At 46.1% G+C, this 19,762-nt stretch carries 5 protein-coding genes; 2 read left to right on the top strand and 3 right to left on the bottom strand.

The annotated features are described in order from the left end of the window. Positions 1-103: 103 nt before the first annotated feature. Entirely contained in the window at positions 104-15,433 is a 15,330-nt protein-coding gene (locus Q1A41_RS03645) for a hypothetical protein (protein ID WP_299974838.1), read from the bottom strand. Between the two features lie 621 nt (positions 15,434-16,054). On the opposite strand from Q1A41_RS03645, the gene Q1A41_RS03640 reads away from it, so the two are divergent. Together Q1A41_RS03640 and Q1A41_RS03635 are read left to right on the top strand one after the other, a co-directional pair. Then, complete coding sequence (locus Q1A41_RS03640; RefSeq protein ID WP_299974835.1) at positions 16,055-17,170, top strand: AAA family ATPase; 1,116 nt, start codon at positions 16,055-16,057, stop codon at positions 17,168-17,170. Continuing rightward, positions 17,163-17,876, top strand: coding sequence for a hypothetical protein (locus tag Q1A41_RS03635; protein WP_299974832.1), 714 nt, complete (start codon positions 17,163-17,165; stop codon positions 17,874-17,876). Before Q1A41_RS03640 ends, Q1A41_RS03635 begins: the two co-directional genes overlap by 8 nt. Before the next feature lie 38 nt (positions 17,877-17,914). On the opposite strand, the gene Q1A41_RS03630 is transcribed toward Q1A41_RS03635, so the two are convergent. Next, entirely contained in the window at positions 17,915-18,187 is a 273-nt protein-coding gene (locus tag Q1A41_RS03630) for a hypothetical protein (protein ID WP_299974829.1), read from the bottom strand. 914 nt (positions 18,188-19,101) lie between these two features. Beyond that, positions 19,102-19,281 carry a hypothetical protein gene (locus Q1A41_RS03625; protein ID WP_299974826.1) on the bottom strand — a complete coding sequence of 60 codons (180 nt, stop codon included), beginning with the start codon at positions 19,279-19,281 and terminating at the stop codon, positions 19,102-19,104. Between the last annotated feature and the right edge of the window lie 481 nt (positions 19,282-19,762).

The raw sequence follows: 19,762 nt of genomic DNA, 5'->3' as shown, positions 1-19,762 counted from the left end.
TAAATCGTCTTAATCAAAACAGTGATAGCAATAGCTAGCGCTTGTGGTAGCCCAACTTTATGAATAAAAGCAGATGGGTAAAAAGTAACCCTTAAAAACCTTATTAGTAAAACAAAATGTCAGGCTGGCTCTGTAACACATCGAGACTGTCATCGACTAGGTAAGCTAATTCTTCCACATCTGGCCCTTCTAAACCGTCAGCTAAAGAAAGAGATTCAGAGGCTAGCATCACGGAGGTATTCTCAGCTTCTACATTAGCCGGCAGTTGGGTAACACCTTCATTACTCGCGCCCAACAGTGGGCTCAAAGCAATGATGTCACTCCCCGCCAAATCCAAAACATCATCGAACCCCAGAGTCTCAAACTCTTTTAACTCGCCAGCGTGATCAACAGCCCCTTGGCTAACAACCTCTTTTAAAGCCCCAGCATGATTTGGAAATAACTCTTCCTGCTCTTCCATTAAGCCTGCAATGCTGTCATTAAATTCGAACCAGACATCAACCAGTTCTTTTTCTGTACCTTGGCTATCTAAGTAGCTTGCACGCAAACCAATGGTATTTCCGTTGTTATCAATTGAGACTTTTTCAGCGTCAAGCCCCAACTGAGTTACTCCAACTTCGTTGAGGGTTCGTAGTTCAAGATCATCAACAATGCCATTAGCGTTACTATCTTGCCAAACCTGCAGTTCCGTAAAAGCCTCATCTTCTGCATCGATCACGCCGTCACTATTTGAATCCAAATTCGCCAAGGCATCGAAGCCGTCATTGGCTCTTGTGCCATCGGTTTTTCGAGTAGAGCTGCCAAATAGTTCGCTGGCATCGTTAATTAATCCATCATTATTAATGTCACGTACCAACAAGCCATCATCCGGAGCCACCCAACCAACGCTGTCTAAGTCGCCATCGGCATCCCCATCGAACTTAACTCCATAATCAATCGATAAGGTTTCTATGCCATCGCCATCCAAATCTAAAATCAGCGGTGTTACCGTCGCATCTCGAAAATCCACCTCGGCATCGCCACCAGAATCTGTTAGCCCTGCGGCGCCTGTATTTTGCGAGCCATTAACATCGGCATAAGTGGCATCGCTAGTCGGCGCTATTCCCGATTCAACGCTGTCGAGCTTATCGTCATTGTCACTGTTGGTATCTAGATAATCGTCGCGAGCATCGCCATCTGTATTGACAGGGTTTAAACCTTGGGAAGCAACCGCATCCGTAGAAGCGGTATCTGCATCATAGGCATCATCCAAACCATCATTATCAATATCCGTAAATGTAGCACTCGGGGCAATATACGAAGCCGTGGCTTGAGCTTCAATATTATCGGCAATGCCGTCGTTATCGCTGTCCAGATCAAGTGCGTTGATAATGCCGTCGCCATCAATATCATTGGTCACAATGCCTTCTTGGATATCATATACCGTAATGTCACCACCAGTACGGCCGAGCACAAACATCCTAGTACCGTCGTTGTTGAAAGTGATATCTTTAGGCTCGGTGTCTTGGTCTGCGACAGAAAATATGCCGCTGTGTTGAATATTTCCTGACATGCTGTACGGTGTTTCTAATTGATAAACATTCACTTCATCATTTTGATAACCAATAATGTACAGCACAGTCCCATCATGATTAAAAGCCATTCCACTGGCTACTGTTTCCTCCCCTAAAACTGAGAACGCGGTATCAAAGCTTCGACTGCCAACATTGTATGGACTAGCCAAGGAGAACTGATTAACCTCATCTCCATTAGAGCCGATGATAAATAGTCTCATGCCATCGGGACTAAAACGGATACCTTCGGGGGCAAACTCTTGGCCTGATATAGAGTGAAAAGCAGTAAATGACGCTGACGTTGTATCAAAAGAGACACTCAAATCATATTCATTAACCTCATCATCGGCACTACCGACAATAAACATTTTGCTACCATCATTATTAAAAACAATTCCCTGTGGTTGTGACTCCTGGGTACTGGTAGAAAAGGTGTTAATTAAAGTTATCGATGACAGATCATAGGGGGTCGTAACCTCATACTCACTAACAGCTACGGAGTTAAGCCCAACCAAATAGAGTTTAGTACCGTCATTGTTAAAGATCATTCCCGTTGGAGAGGAATCCTCATTCGAAATCGAATAACTTTGATCAACAGTAGCAGAAAACACATTATAAACATTGTCTCCCACGTTAGAACCCTGCTCGTTTACATCCAATATGCCATCGTTGTCATCATCAAGGTCACTATCATTTGCAACACCGTCATTATCAGTATCGCCGCCTAAGGTAATAGGAATATTCTGTTGAGTTTGGGCGCCGGTTTCGTCAATAGCAGTTATAGTTAAGGTATCGGCGCCTGAAAAACCAAGGTTAGGGGTATAAATCACATCGCCATTAACCGCGATAGCAACGGTTCCATTTAATGCGCTAAATGTACTTTGGTTTAGGTCGCTGCCATTGTCGATATCCTGAATATTCGCAACAACATAATTTGGCTGCCCACTTACAAGCGTATCGTTAATCACTGTTATCACCGGTGCATCATTAGCACCGGCGACATCTAAGGTAGCCGTGGTAAGGGTTTCAAAGGTGCCGTCTGAGACCGTATATTCAATAGCAATGGATTTCGATTCACCCACGGCTAACTTATCAAGCTCATTTCCCGGTGTGAATACTAATTTGTTTGCTACTATTTGCGCCTGACCAATGACAGTAAGCCCATCGGTATCTAAGATGGTAATAATCTCGCCCGAAGCCGCTGCCTGGCCGTTGATTTTTGTGATGGATAAGGTATCACCCTGCGGATCAGAGTCATTCGCTAACACATCCGCTGTGACCGTAGTATCTTCATCAATACGGTGCTTCAGACCAGTATATGGGCTACCATCGGCTTCGAAGCGTCTAAGTATTATCTCGCCTGAATCTTTACTCGAAGTATAACTTACCCAAGTAACCATAAAACTGCCGTCAGGCATGGCTTCAATATTAGGGGCTGCGCGCTCTCCTGCTGAATTGTCATGGACAGAAAACGGATCACCAAGCGGTGTCCCATCCGGCGCCAGGATGCGAACCATTACATTAACATCCCCTATGACAGTTGAGCTTCCATTATCTAACACTTGCTCCCATGTGATCGCAATATTCCCGTTTTCCAATACTACAGTTGAAAAGTCCTGAGCAAGAATGGTGGTTTCAACCCAACCGACATTCGATACTTGGATAGCGCTACTGCGGGCACTGCCATCGGCATTAAACACTTGTGCATAAATATGAAAGGCAGGTGGACTGACAACCCAAGCATCTCTCCAAGTCATTATATAGCCGCCGTCATCGAGTAACGTTATGGCAGGCTTTGGAAACTCATACACACCACTGTATAACAACTCAGGCGTACCTAGGTTGCCATTGCTGTCTATTGTATTGGTATAGATTTTAGATCGATCTATGCCAGTATCTTGCTCAGCCCAGGTTATCCTGATATCTCCATTTTCCAGTTCTACCACTGAAGGCGACCTTAATAAAATGTCAGCCCCTGTATCGACTCGATCTATATTAATAGTAGATTGAGGCACGCCGTCTTTGTTATATTTAGTCACCATTGCGATCTTGTTGACCGCTGTGCCGGTGTGCTCTGTCGTTATAATAAAGCCTCCATCCGAAAGCGCCTTAATATCCACTGCGCGAAAATCACTAGCTCCACCAGGCACCGCAACTTCCAGGCCTTCAGGGTCACCATCAGAATTGTAAATCCGAAAGCTTGAGTTCCCAGCAAAGTTACCACTGGTGATGACCAAATTACCGTCATTTAGCACAGCGGTTTGGGTGTACGCTTGGGCACCAATAACGCTTTTTTCTGGAGGGACTTTAACTCCGACATCATCATATTTTTGAAAAAATCCAACATTTGTGCCTGCTGGTAATATTATCCCCTGGTAAGTCACCGCATAGCTGCCATCTTCAAATACCGATATTTGGGATGATAATTGGTTGCCCGGCAAAGCATCCCGTGCCTCGAACTCAATCGCTTGAACGACACCTAGACCGGTCGATTCGGTAAACCTAAGTACTTCTCCCGTTGTCTCCGGAGCTTGCCCCAACGAGTCTATTTTAGTTTGAAGTTTCAACAAGGTATCCAGTTCACTGCCATCATCCAAGGTACTACGCAGCAAGGTCTGAATCGCAGGCATATTAGGATCAGTAACACCAGTTATGCCCAGCAATTCAAGATCTGCTTTTGATGGCACGCCCAAGGTCCCAGATGCCGCATCCATTACCGCTTGCACCGCATCGGCTAAGGCTTGCACTTCTGCAACAGTATCAACATCGGCGTTTGCTTTTATATCGACCACATCGCCTAATAAACTTTCTTCTTGGGCTGTATCAACCCCTGTTACACCAATACGACTGTAGTCAGCCTGCGATGGATTCGTATCGTCGTCATCATTGCCATCAGCCGCATTTAAAATAGTGGCATAGCTGTTCACCAAGGCTTGAATTTCAACAGCCGTATCGACAGCGGCACCATTAACTGCTGAGCTGTTAAGCGCGGAGTTTATCGCTGATAAATTTGTAGCGTTGGCATTACTGGCGCCAACATCTAAATAATTCTGCACAGTCGGTGAGGTGGCCGTCGCGTTATTGTTTTCAGCAGCGTCGCTAATAATTGTAATAGCTGCGCTGATTGTCGAGGCCACACCCGTAACTAAGGCTTGCAGCTCAACTAGGGTATCGACCGCCGTACCATCATCGATGGAGGCTTGAATGGCACTTTGAATCGCAGCTAAATTATCAGTAGTAACGCCGGTTATCCCCAGGCTATCGAGTTGTGCTTTTGTGGGGGTTCCTGTACTGCCGTTTGCCGCATTCATCACCTCTTGAACCGCATCCGCTAAGGCTTGAACTTCAATAGCTGTATCTACATCAACAGTATCACTGGCATCGACAACATCGCCCAATAAATTTAACTCAACGGCTGTATCCACACCGGTGATTCCAATATTGCTGTAATCGGAAGCGACAGGGTCAGCGGCATTATCGGCGGTGCCATCGGCTGCATCGAGAATGGTTTGATAGCTATTAACCAGCGCTTGAATTTCTGCAGCTGTATCAACTGCTGCACCATTAACGGTAGCCGTATTGAGTGCGGTATTAATCGCCCCTAGATTTGTTCCGTTTACACCGGTGACTGTTGCGTCTAGATAGTTTTGCACACCCGGAGATATAGCGGTCGCATTATTATTTTCAGCGGCATTACTAATGATGCTAATCGCTCCGCTTATTGCCGAAGCCACACCAGTGACTAAAGCTTGTAGTTCGACTAATGTATCAACCGCTGTACCGTCATCAAGAGTGGCTTGAATCGCATTTTGCACCGCAAATAAGTTCTCATCAGTAACGCCAGTAATGCCTAAACTATCGAGTTGTGCTTTTGTGGGTGTTGCCCCTGCACCGCCAGCGGCATTCATCACCTCTTGAACCGCATCGGCTAAGGCTTGAACTTCAATAGCTGTATCCACATCAACGGCGTCACTGGCGTCGACGACATCGCCCAATAAATTTAACTCAACGGCTGTATCCACACTGGTGATTCCAATATTGCTGTAATCGGCGGCGGCTGGATCGGCTGCATTATCGGCGGTGCCATCAGCTGCACTAAGAATAGTTTGGTAACTGTCGACTAGCGCTTGAATTTCAGCAGCTGTATCAACTGTTGCACCATTAACGGTAGCCGTATTCAGTGCGGTATTAATCGCCGCTAGATTTGCACCGGTAACACCCGTGACCGTTGCATCTATATAATTTTGTACACTTGGGGAGGTGGCCGTTGCATTATCATTCTCAGCGGCATTGCTAATGATGCTAATCGCTGTGTTTATGGTCGAAACCACACCAGTCACCAAGGCTTGCAGCTCGACTAAAGTATCGACCGCTGTCCCATCATCGACGGTAGCTTGAATCGCATTTTGTATGGTAGATAAATTCTCATCAGTAACGCCGGTGATGCCTAAGCTATCGAGTTGCGCTTTTGTCGGAGTTCCTGCACTGCCGCTTGCCGCATTCATAACCTCCTGCACAACATCGGCTAGAGCTTGCACCTCAACGGCTGTGTCGACATCAACAGTATCACTGGCATCGATCACATCGCCCAATAGATTGAGTTCAACGGCCGTATCCACACCGGTAACTCCAATATTACTGTAATCAGCAGAAACCGGATCAGCCGCATTATCGGCGGTGCCATCGGCTGCATCGAGAATAGTTTGGTAACTGTCGACAACAGCCTGGATTTCAGCAGCTGTATCAACTGCTAGTCCATTGACTGCAACCGTATTGAGTACGGTATTAATGGCCGCTAGGTTTGCGCCGTTTACCCCCGTGACCGTTGCATCTATATAATTTTGTACACTTGGGGAAGTGGCCGTTGCATTATCATTTTCAGCGGCATCACTAATAATGCTAATTGCTGCGCTTATGGTCGAAGCCACACCAGTGACTAAAGCTTGTAGCTCAACTAAGGTATCGACCGCCGTACCGTCATCAAGAGTGGCTTGAATCGCATTTTGGACGGTAGATAAGTTCTCATCAGTAACGCCGGTAATCCCTAAACTGTCGAGTTGTGCTTTTGTCGGGGTTCCTGCACTGCCACTTGCCGCATTCATCACCTCTTGAACCGCATTCGCCATGGCTTGAACCTCAACGGCTGTGTCGACATCAACAGTATCACTGGCATCGATCACATCGCCCAATAAATTGAGTTCAACAGCTGTATCCACACCGGTGATTCCGATATTGCTATAATCGGCAGAAACCGGATCAGCCGCATTGTCGGCGGTGCCGTCGGCTGCATCGAGAATAGTTTGATAGCTATCAACCAGCGCTTGAATTTCAGCAGCTGTATCAACGGCCAAACCATTGATGGCCACTGTATTTAAAGCGGTATTAATTGCCGCTAGATTTGCACCGGTAACACCCGTGACCGTTGCATCCAAATAATTTTGCACACTTGGGGAGGTGGCCGTTGCATTATCATTCTCAGCGGCATCGCTGATAATCGTAATCGCACTACTTACGGTCGAAGCCACACCGCTCACCAAGGCCTGCAACTCAACTAAGGTATCAACCGCCGTACCGTCATCAAGGGTGGCTTGAATCGCATTTTGCACCGCAGCTAGATTCTCATCAGTAACGCCGGTGATGCCTAAGCTATCGAGTTGTGCTTTTGTCGGGGTTCCTGCGCTGCCACTTGCCGCATTCATAACTTCCTGTACGGCATTGGCCAAGGCTTGAACTTCAACGGCTGTGTCGACATCAAAAGTATCACTGGCATCGGTCACATCGCCCAATAGATTTAATTCGACGGCTGTATCCACACCAGCAACACCGATATTGCTGTAATCGGCAGAAACCGGATCAGCCGCATTGTCAGCGGTGCCATCGGCTGCATCGAGAATAGTTTGGTAACTGTCGACAACAGCCTGGATTTCGGCAGCTGTATCAACGGCCACACCATTGACTGCAGCCGTGTTGAGTGCGGAATTAATGGCCGCTAGATTTGCGCCGGTAACACCGGTGACCGTTGCATCTAAATAGTTCTGCGCGGTGGGCGAGATAGCTGTAGCATTATTATTTTCAGCAGCGTCGCGGATGATAGTAATAGCCGCGCTTGCTGCGGAAACCACACCTGTCACTAAAGCTTGTAGTTCAACTAAGGTATCAACCGCCGTCCCATCATCAAGGGTGGCTTGAATCGCATTTTGCACCGCAGCTAGATTCTCATCAGTAACGCCGGTGATGCCTAAGCTATCGAGTTGTGCTTTTGTCGGGGTTCCTGCACTGCCGCTTGCCGCATTCATCACCTCTTGAACTGCATCAGCCAAGGCTTGAACTTCAATGGCGCTGTCTACATCAACAGTGTCACTGGCATCGACAACATCGCCCAATAAATTGAGTTCGACAGCTGTATCCACACCGGTGATTCCGATATTGCTATAATCGGCAGAAACCGGATCAGCCGCATTATCAGCCGTGCCATCGGCTGCATCGAGAATAGTTTGATAACTATCAACCAACGTTTGAATTTCAGCAGCAGTATCAACGGCCATCCCATTGATGGCCACTGTATTTAAAGCGGTATTAATTGCCGCTAAATTTGCACCGGTAACACCCGTGACTGTTGCATCCAAATAATTTTGCACACTTGGGGAAGTGGCCGTTGCATTATCATTCTCAGCGGCATCGCTAATAATGCTAATCGCACCACTTACGGTCAAAGCCACACCGCTCACCAAAGCTTGCAACTCAACTAACGTATCGACCCCCGTACCGTCATCAAGGGTGGCTTGAATCGCATTTTGCACCGCAGCTAGATTCTCATCAGTAACGCCGGTAACCCCTAAGCTATCGAGTTGTGCTTTTGTCGGGGTTCCTGCACCGCCGTTTGCCGCATTCATCACCTCTTGAACCGCATTCGCCAAGGCCTGAACTTCAACGGCGCTATCTACATCAACAGTGTCACTGGCATCGACAACATCGCCCAATAAGTTGAGTTCAACGGTTGTGTCCACACCGGTAATTCCGATGTTGCTGTAATCGGCAGAAACCGGATCAGCCGCATTGTCAGCGGTGCCATCGGCTGCATCGAGAATAGTTTGGTAACTGTCGACAACAGCCTGGATTTCGGCAGCTGTATCAACGGCCACACCATTGACTGCAGCCGTGTTGAGTGCGGAATTAATGGCCGCTAGATTTGCGCCGGTAACACCGGTGACCGTTGCATCTAAATAGTTCTGCGCGGTGGGCGAGATAGCTGTAGCATTATTATTTTCAGCAGCGTCGCGGATGATAGTAATAGCCGCGCTTGCTGCGGAAACCACACCTGTCACTAAAGCTTGTAGTTCAACTAATGTATCGACCGCTGTCCCATCATCGATGGTAGCTTGAATCGCATTTTGTATCGTAGCTAAATTATCAGTGGTAACGCCGGTGATGCCTAAGCTATCGAGTTGCGCTTTTGTCGGAGTTCCTGCACTGCCACTTGCCGCATTCATCACCTCTTGAACTGCATTGGCTAAAGCTTGAACCTCAACAGCCGTGTCGACATCAACAGCGTCACTGGCATCAACCACATCACCCAATAAATTGAGTTCAACGGCTGTATCCACACCGGTAATTCCGATATTGCTGTAATCGGCAGAAACCGGATCAGCCGCATTATCGGCGGTGCCATCAGCTGCATCGAGAATAGTTTGATAGCTATCAACCAGCGCTTGAATTTCAGCAGCAGTATCAACGGCCACCCCGTTGATGGCCACTGTATTTAAAGCGGTATTAATGGCCGCAAGATTTGCACCGGTAACACCCGTGACCGTTGCATCTATATAATTTTGTACACTTGGGGAGGTGGCCGTTGCATTATCATTCTCAGCGGCATTACTAATGATCGTAATCGCGCCACTTACTGTCGAAGCAACACCGCTCACCAAGGCCTGCAACTCAACTAAGGTATCAACTGCCGTACCGTCATCAAGGGTGGCTTGAATCGCATTTTGCACCGCCGCTAGATTCTCATCAGTAACGCCGGTAATGCCTAAGCTATCGAGTTGTGCTTTTGTCGGAGTTCCTGCACTGCCGCTTGCCGCATTCATCACCTCTTGAACCGCATCAGCCAAGGCTTGAACTTCAACGGCGCTGTCGACATCAACAGTATTACTGGCATCGATCACATCACCCAATAAATTAAGTTCAACGGCTGTATCCACACCGGTGATTCCGATATTGCTGTAATCAGAAGTGACAGGGTCAGCCGCATTATCGGCGGTGCCATCAGCTGCATCGAGAATAGTTTGGTAACTGTCGACAACAGCCTGGATTTCAGCAGCAGTATCAACGGCTACACCATTGACTGCAGCCGTGTTGAGTGCTGTATTAATGGCCGCTAAATTTGCACCGTTTACACCCGTGACGGTTGCATCGATATAATTTTGTACACTTGGGGAAGTGGCCGTTGCATTATCATTTTCAGCGGCATCACTAATAATGCTAATGGCTGCGCTTATGGTCGAAGCCACACCGCTCACCAAGGCCTGCAACTCAACTAAGGTATCAACCGCTGTACCGTCATCAAGGGTGGCTTGAATCGCATTTTGTACGGTGGATAAATTTTCATCAGTAACGCCGGTGATGCCTAAGCTATCGAGTTGCGCTTTTGTCGGAGTTCCTGCACTGCCACTTGCCGCATTCATCACCTCTTGAACTGCATTGGCTAAAGCTTGAACCTCAACAGCCGTGTCGACATCAACAGCGTCACTGGCATCAACCACATCACCCAATAAATTGAGTTCAACGGCTGTATCCACACCGGTAATTCCGATATTGCTGTAATCGGCAGAAACCGGATCAGCCGCATTATCGGCGGTGCCATCAGCTGCATCGAGAATAGTTTGATAGCTATCAACCAGCGCTTGAATTTCAGCGGCTGTATCAACCGCTGCGCCATTGACAGCGGCAGTGTTGAGTGCCGAATTAATGGCCGCCAAATTACTACTATTAACGCCTGTAACACCCACGTCAGTGTAATTCTGCAAGGATGGACTCGAATCACTGGCTGTATTCGTTTCCGCCGCGGTGGTAATCACCGACAAAGCACCACCAACATTGTTGATAGTGTTTGTGATTAAAATTTGCAAGGCCGGTATCGTGTTGACTTGGGAGCCATCATCTAGCGTATTTTGAATGGCGTTTTGCACAGCGTTCAAATTAGCGTCAGTTACACCCGTAATGCTCAAACTCTCAAGTTCGGCTCGACTTGGTGTACCTAGGTTTCCTGCAGCACTATCCATTACAGCCCGCACGGCATCAGCCAAGGCTTGCAATTCAGCCGCGCTATCTACCTCAGCGTTTGATTTAATATCAACTACATCGCCGAGCAAGCTTTGTTCGGAAGCGCTATCGACACCTGTTATACCAAGACGTGAATAATCGGCTTGACTAGGCTTAGGGGCATCGTTATCAGTACCATCGGCAGCCGCAAGTACTAGCGCATAACTATCAACTAACGCTTGAACTTCCAAAGTAGTGTCGACGGCCGCACCATTAACAGCGGCCGTATTTAAAACGCTGTTAATGGCCGCAAGATTACTAGCATTAACTCCCGTAACGCCGATGCTTAGATAATCATTTAATCCGGGGCTAGATGCATTAGCTGTGTCATTTTCAGCCGCTGTTACAATGATATTAAGTGCTGTCACAACTGCGGCGGCGGCATTATCCACGAGACTTTGCAGGGCCGGTAAACTGTTCACATCCGTACCGTCATCAGCGGTGGCAGCAATAGCGTTTTGGACAGCTACGATGTTGTCATCAGTCACACCGCTAATGGTTAAGCTTTCGAGTTCCGCTCGACTCGGTGTACCTGGTGTGCCCGCAGCACCATCCATAACCGCTTGTACAGCATCAACTAAGACATGTAACTCGGATGCACTATCAACATCAGTAGTATTTTTAATGTCGATAACATCACCAAGTAAATCAAGCTCGGGGACACTGTCAATATTGGTGAGGCCAAGATTATTATAGTCAGCCAGGCCCGGCTTTGGATCATCATCATCTATACCATCAGCAGCATTTAAAATGGTTTGATAACTGTCTACCAAGGCTTGGATTTCTGCGGCGGTATCAACCGCGGCGCCATTAATGGCCGCAGTATTGAGTATAGAGTTAACGGCCGCCAAGTTTGCACCGGTAACACCGGTGACCGTTGCATCTATATAGTTTTGCGCAGTCGGCGAGATAGCTGTCGCATTATTATTTTCAGCCGCATCTCTAATGATAGTAATGGCATTGCTTACTGCTGCTGTTGCAGCGGTAACTAGTGATTGTAACTCAACTAAGGTATCAACCGCGGTACCATCATCGATAGTGCCTTGAATGGCATCTTGCACGGCGACTAAATTCTCGTCAGTAACACCGGTGATGCCTAAGCTATCGAGCTGCGCTTTTGTCGGGGTTCCTGCACTGCCGCTTGCCGCATTCATAACTTCCTGCACAGCATCGGCTAGAGTCTGCACTTCTGTGGCTGTGTCGACATCAACAGTATCACTGGCATCAACCACATCACCCAATAAATTGAGTTCAACAGCGGTATCTACACCAGTGATGCCGATATTGCTGTAGTCGGAAGCGATTGGGTCAATTGCATTATCGGCGGTGCCGTCGGCTGCATCGAGAATAGCTTGATAGCTGTCGACCAGTGTTTGAATTTCAGCGGCTGTATCAACCGCTGCGCCATTGACAGCGGCAGTGTTGAGTGCCGAATTAATGGCCGCCAAATTACTACTATTAACGCCTGTAACACCCACGTCAGTGTAATTCTGCAAGGATGGACTCGAATCACTGGCTGTATTCGTTTCTGCCGCGGTGGTAATCACCGACAAAGCATTACCTACATTATTAATCGTATTAGTGATTAAAATTTGCAAGGCCGGTATCGTGTTGACTTGGGAGCCATCATCTAGCGTATTTTGAATGGCGTTTTGCACAGCGTTCAAATTAGCGTCAGTTACACCCGTAATGCTCAAACTCTCGAGTTCGGCTCGACTTGGTGTACCTAGGTTTCCTGCAGCACTATCCATTACGGCCTGCACGGCATCAGCCAAGGCTTGCAATTCAGCCGCGCTATCTACCTCAACGTTTGATTTAATATCAACTACATCGCCTAGCAAGCTTTGTTCAGAATCACTATCAACGCCTGTTATGCCAAGGCGTGCATAATCGGCCTGACTGGGCTTAGGGGCATCGTTATCAGTACCATCGGCAGCCGCAAGTACTAGCGCATAACTATCAACTAACGCTTGAACTTCCAAAGTGGTATCGACGGCTGCGCCATTAACAGCGGCCGTATTTAAAACACTGTTAATGGCCGCAAGATTACTAGCATTGACTCCCGTAACGCCGATGCTTAGATAATCATTTAATCCGGGGCTAGATGCATTAGCCGTGTCGTTTTCAGCCGCTGTTACAATGATATTAAGTGCTGTCACAACTGCAGCGGCGGCATTATCCACGAGACTTTGCAGGGCCGGTAAACTGTTCACATCCGTGCCGTCATCGGCGGTGGCAGCAATAGCGTTCTGGACAGCTACGATGTTGTTATCAGTCACACCGCTAATGGTTAAGCTTTCGAGTTCCGCTCGACTCGGCGTACCTGGCGCGCCCGCAGCACCATCCATAACCGCTTGTACTGCGTCAACCAAAACTTGTAGCTCTGACGCACTGTCAACATCGGAGCTGTTTTTAATATCAATCACATCACCCAGCAAATCAAGCTCGGGGACACTGTCAATATTAACGAGACCTAGCTTATTGTAATCGGCAATGCTCGGCTTGGGATCGTCGTCATCTACACCATCGGCCGCATCTAAAATGGCCTGATAACTATCGACTATTGCTTGGATTTTAGCGCTGCTATCAACTGCCGCACCATCGACGAGATTGGTATTTAACACCGAATTAATTGCCGCGAGATTCGTGTTACTCACGCCTGTCACGCCAACATCGTTGTAATCTTGCAAACTTGGATTAAAATTCGTTGCCGTATTATTTTGAGCGGCTGCGCTGATGATATCTAGCGGATCGAGAATAATAGGATCTACCGGCTCCACAAAGGATGCAATCGCGGCTGCTATCAGTGCTTTCAAATCATCTAGACTGGCAACATCGCTGCCATCATCCGCACTATTTTGAATTGCCTCTTGGACAACGTTTAAATTCTCATCGCTAACCCCTTCAATACCCAGACTCGCAATCTGATTTTTACTGGGAACAGACTCCGCTCCGGCCGCCGCATCCATAATCGCTTGAACAGTATCAGCTAGTGCCTGCAGTTTATTGGTAGTATCGACGTCATTTTTCGTCTTGATATCGATAACATCCCCTAAAAGGCTTTGCTCTACGGCGGTATCGACACCATTTATTCCGATGCGAGAATAGTCATTCAAACTGGCTTTTTGATCATCATCATCGACACCATCTGCCGCATTGAGGATTACCGCATAGCTATCAAGCAGGTCTTGTATTTTTGCTTTGGTATTAACAGCCTGAGCATTTACTGCAAGAGTATTTAATACCGAATTCAGACTCGCTAAATTTCCGCTATTTAAACCGCTGATTCCCAAACTTTCATAAGTCGATAATGTAGGGGTTTGATCTGTCGCACTGTCGTTTTCGGCAGCAGACATAATTATTGACAAAGCTTCTTCGGTTTCAGTGGCTTCAGCAGCTTCAGCAGCTTCAGCAGCTTCAGCAATAGCAGCATTTACAAGATCTTGTAAATCATCAAGTCGACTGACCTCGGAACCATCATCGGCGCTACCTTCTATCGCTTTTTGTACGGCGGGTAAATTGCTGCCATCGACGCCATCAATTCCTAAACGCTCTAGCTGTTCTTGGCTAGGTAAACCAGGAGTACCAGCAGCTGCATCCATAATTGCCTGTACGGCATCAGCCAAACCTTGTAATTTCTCAACCAAGTTGACGTCATCGCGCTGCAAGATATCAATCACATCACCCAGCAAACTTTCTTCTACATCGCTGTCAACGCCAGTCACACCAATACGAGCGTAATCGTCCTGAGAAGGGTTAGGGTCATCGTCGTCAGAACCATCAGCGGAATTTAGCACGACATTGAAGCTATCAACTAAAGCCTGCACTTCAGGCACGCTATCCACGGACGCGCCTTCAACCTCAATAGTATTTAATGCACTATTGATAGAATCTATATTAGATACATCGACGCCTTGTATCTGAATATCCTCATAGACAGAAACGGGTGGCGTAGTTTCTGTGGCCGTATTTTCCTCAGCTGCCGCCGTTATAATACTTAGACCAGCATGTTCCTCGCCATTGTTTAAAGGGGGGCGATTAACTGAATCTGGGTCATCTACTCCCGAACGCTCAATAGGCCCGTCAAGTCGCTCAATGTAAAAGTAGAAAGGTGTACTATCGTCAGTACCCTGCAGACCATTGCCGCCTTGTCCGCCAAGGCCCTCAGTATCAATGCCCTTGAAGACAAGGGAATTCAGAATAGAGTCGAAGCTATCGTTTCGCTCAAATCGTAAGCCTAGAGGCGATGTATTTGATTCTTGTTCAGAGTGAATAAACTCCAACCCAGGCGCCAGAACTTTTGAAGGGGTTTCTTGCAAGCGAAGTAATAGTTCTTTATCGATTCGCAGACTCAGCCCCGGCCCTAAAATTAAAGTGCCTATTTTAAACAACTGTAGATTAGTTGATGCCTCCTCTCCCACTACAATGGTATCGCCCAGCGTAATATGACTACCCTCGACCAGAGGATGGGCAAGAGGCATATTTTGCACATCGTTAGTAGCTTCAACGACAACGCCAACTATGGCGCCTAGATCACTGTGAGCAGGCTGCTCGTCCATAAACTTACCCTATTCTTATAAAAGTCTTTATTCGTATAAAAAACCCATACTTTAAAGTTAAGACCAAGACAGGTAGCTTATCAATTTAGAATTATTTCTTGATTACATAGAGGGTTAGACGGACGAGTTACCATATAACCCGTAATTATTAGGACAATACCGCAAGCAAGGGAGCATGGACTTAGACAAACGAAGAATTTAAATAGATTGATCAACTAACAGAGCAGTCAAAAGCGGTTGCAGAGCTACATTTGAGAAAGCGTAATTGTAGAAATACTTATTGCGATGATTATGGCTATTGCCGACATAGAGAACATAAAAAGAAATTGGTACGACCGAGTGGACTCGAACCACCGACCCCCACCATGTCAGGGTGGTATTTAGTTGTTTAAATTCAGACTCTTAGCAAGTCCGATTGTTCGCAAAAACATCAAAATCAGCCAAAAAACATCAAATACTTAGCTTTTCTTGTTCGCAAACTCAATCAAACAAAAATATGCCTATACAGACAACTTGCAAGCTATTATCGCCACCCCTTGATATTGCCGTATTTTTTTTACGGCACTTTCTGTAGGATTGCCTACAATCTAGTTGTCCCCATTTATATATGTAGAGATGAACATGCTTACAAGATTCGAAGTTGAGAACTTTAAGGGCTTTAATGAGCGCTTCATTTTTGACCTAGATAAAGCGAAATCCTTTGAATTCAATCAAGATTGCACTAAAGGAAGCATAGTGGCCAAAGGGCTAATCTATGGAAAAAACGGTATTGGTAAGTCAAATTTAGGTCACGCCTTGTTTGATCTAATATCTCATACTACAGATAACAAAACTGCATCAGAGCTCTATCAAAGCTATTACTTAAATGCAGATCACGGCGGCTTGATTGCCCAATTTAAATTTGTATTTAACTTTAATGGCAATCAAGTCACATATGAATACGGTAAGTTTAGCTATAACCAAATAGCTTACGAACACCTTAGTGTTAACGGGCGGGTAGTAGCCAGTCTTGACCGCCAGACGAGCAAAAATGCCTACATTAACCTGCCAGGCGCCGAGAGCTTGAAAACCAATCTCGGAGAGTCAAACGTTTCACTGATTGCCTATATCAAGAATAACGCTCTAATTGACATAATCGATGCCGGCAAGGCATTTGTAGACTTTGTTAACTTTTTAAAAGGCATGCTGTATTTTCGATCTGTTAACTACAATATGTACCAAGGTATTGATATCGGCTCCGATACTTTGGAAAAGAGAATTATCAACTCAAGTAAGTTGATGGAATTTCAACAACTTCTTAACGCTGCTGGCGTCCACTGCTCTCTAGAGGCAATGGAGATAAACGGCCAGCAAACAATTGGAATGCGCCACAGGCACAATTTAATTCCCTTTAACAAAGTGGCGTCCTCTGGCTCTAGATCTTTAATGCTCGTTTACTATTGGATGCTAGTCCTATACGAAAGACCTGAAGCAACATTTGTTTTTATTGATGAATTCGATGCCTACTATCATTTTGAGCTATCTAAACTGATTCTGTCCCACATTAAGAGGCTGCCTCAGCAGGTGCTGCTAACAACGCACAACACTCAACTGATGTCCAATGAGGTCATGCGACCAGACTGCTGCTTTGAGATGCAGGCAGGACGCATAGACCCGCTTATGAATAAAACAAGCAAAGAGCTTAGGCAGGCTCATAATATTGAGAAGATGTATCGCGCTGGATCCTTTAATGTCTGACATTTTGCTGTTTGTTTTCGAGGGCGAAGTCACAGAGTCTAAGGTTCTCAGCAGCTTTAGACGGTTTTTTATTGAATCAAACAGCTGCACCATTATCGAGGCTGCATATAAAACCAATATCTATTCCCTTTACAGTCAATTACGAGATGATCCAGATCTAGATATCGGGGCCTACCTAATTGAAAGAATGGGTAAGTCAAACTCTATTGATCGCGAAAAAATTTCCGAAGTGCATCTGTTTTTTGACCTCGACTCTCATGATCCTAGTTATAGCTGTGAACGGGTAGAAGCAATATTGTCTTATTTTGACAATGAAACAGAAAATGGAAAAATTCATATAAGCTACCCCATGGTTGAAGCAATCAAACATGTCAACAATAATTCTGATTTTAATAACACTATAACCGACGTAACTTTAGGGAAAGGCTATAAAAGCTTAGTGCACAACGAAACCGAGGTTAAATATCGCAACGTTGCAGGTCTCAGCGAAACAGACTGGAAACATTTAACCCGAATACATTGTTCAAAAGCCAACCACTTAGTCAATCAAAAAGGAGAATTTCCACACAAAGTAATTACGCAGGAAGAAATCTATTCAGCTCAAAAAGCTCAGCACCTAAATAAGAAGGTTGCGGCTTTGTCCGCGTTTCCTTTGATGGCCCTAAATTATTATGGAGCCAACAAACTTGACTCAATGACAGGTTGAGCCGGTACGTTTTAACTTACGCTACCCACTCCGCTACTCTAACCCCACCACCACTCCGTAACCACCACATCGTCGTCTATCAGCGCCCCCTCGATGTATTCACCCCCAGCCAAATAGGTCCATGGACTTAGGAAATTGTTACACCAACCATTCGAAATAAGCTTTACCCTGGGCACACCAGGGGCAATTTTTCGCTTATCTACAAAGCCCACCAAGAATAAATGCCGATCAAATCCCTCTACCTTAATGGCGTCACGACTGTGGCGATTGGCGGTTAGATTGCTGAAATTGTGCTTAAAGAGTATTCCCATGCTGTATATTTAAACAGTGCTTTGGGATTTATCAAGATTCAGGCTGTTAGAAGCAATCTTGATTATTATTCATACAGCGTTAAGCCAAAAGCACTAGAATTAGCGCCAGTTGAAATGATATGCCTGCCGAGGCCTTATCGGAAATACCGATGTAACTCCTTTCTTTGTGCCCCCTAAGCATAAAGGCCTTTATAGCCGCTGCCGCTCAGCGGCTCTTTTTATGAATATCCTTAAAGGTCTACTTGATTAGACTAACCTTATTGATGTGCCTCGTTGTTTAAACAACGATAAATCTTTGAGCGTTCGCCGCCTATTTAGGCGACTTTTTTACGCTTTTCACTTGGACACCCCTGCCCTTAGCGGGCGACACTATGCTTTCCAATTAGTGGCCCAATCAATTACAAACAATAACCAAGCACCCAAATCAGTACTTTTGACTGGATCAAATTTGTACTTAATTGGTGGTTACTTCTTATGGCATATTCCCATAAAGAATTTAAGATATAACTGCGATATATAGGAAAGTAACTATGCTCAAGGAAGAGTTTTTTTACCCGCCGTGACCCTGCGCACCCTGCACTGTCCATTTAGATGTCACTAAAACTAGTGTTTGTTAGATCAAGTCTTTGATTAATCGGTATTTCTGCTATTACTTATAGTAATGCCAGCGAACGCTGGCACTAGGTTTACCCTACTCAGGTGTTGGAAAAGAACCCTAAGACCCTTTAGCCGCCTTTACTTGGCGGCCTTTTTTCATCCATGTCACCCTACCCTTTTTATGTCGAGTCCATAGTTCCAATATAGCCATAATTTTTTGGCATTTCAATCATCACTCTGACAAATGGTGAACTTGGCTAATATAGCTATAAACCAACACAAATATACTGGAGTTGCCTTAACAGAGGCTCGGCGGCTCAGGGATGAGCCTTCTCCTCAACATAGAGATCACGAAGGCGCCTAACCACCTTTTGATCATCGCAAGAAAGGCTTTTAAAGGCTTCGCTGGCAGGAGTTAATTCTTCCAAGTTCAACTCTTCGCCATCTTCAAACCTAACCAGGTATGGCGGAAAAAATGAAATTGTATGAATTTCCATCACTCCTCCCTTTAATATTGAAACTCAAGGTGCTGTATAAATATACAGCACCTCTGGGTTATTTCATACTTAGGTTGTTTCCATTGTTACCCGCATAGAGAGGCCGGCGAAATCATATCTGGCACCACTCAGGTCTTTATTGATGTGCTACTTGGTTAGCAGGAATAACCCCGAACCGGTTGGCGTGAAAGTGATCTCCACCTCAGTAGATCCAGCAGGCCTATGGGTATTGGCGAACATCTCGTTCTTAGGCCCCTGAACCGGTGTTACCCAGCGCTCTTCTGGCGGGGAAATGGGTGGGGCACACTTGCCGTCACTGTCACAGGCTGGTTTAAAGCCATTGTTGTCAGTGTTAATTCCTCAGCGTTAATCTGGGTCTTATCGGCATTTACATCCGGGCCAGTAATGCTGGTTATCACCACTTATCTTTTAGCAGGAGAAGTTATCAACTATTTTGCATCTCAGCTTATCTCGAACTCAA

Source organism: uncultured Pseudoteredinibacter sp., from assembly GCF_947502065.1.
Lineage (GTDB): Bacteria > Pseudomonadota > Gammaproteobacteria > Pseudomonadales > Cellvibrionaceae > Pseudoteredinibacter.
The sequence above is the reverse complement of the archived record's forward strand: the minus strand, read 5'-3'. Positions and strand labels throughout refer to the sequence as shown.

Excerpts from the sequence above, each read along its gene's own strand:
- Q1A41_RS03645 (WP_299974838.1), bottom strand. The coding sequence starts at position 15,433 with ATGGACGAGCAGCCTGCTCACAGTGATCTAGGCGCCATAGTTGGCGTT.
- Q1A41_RS03640 (WP_299974835.1), top strand. The coding sequence starts at position 16,055 with ATGCTTACAAGATTCGAAGTTGAGAACTTTAAGGGCTTTAATGAGCGC.
- Q1A41_RS03635 (WP_299974832.1), top strand. The coding sequence starts at position 17,163 with ATGTCTGACATTTTGCTGTTTGTTTTCGAGGGCGAAGTCACAGAGTCT.
- Q1A41_RS03630 (WP_299974829.1), bottom strand. The coding sequence starts at position 18,187 with ATGGGAATACTCTTTAAGCACAATTTCAGCAATCTAACCGCCAATCGC.
- Q1A41_RS03625 (WP_299974826.1), bottom strand. The coding sequence starts at position 19,281 with ATGGAAATTCATACAATTTCATTTTTTCCGCCATACCTGGTTAGGTTT.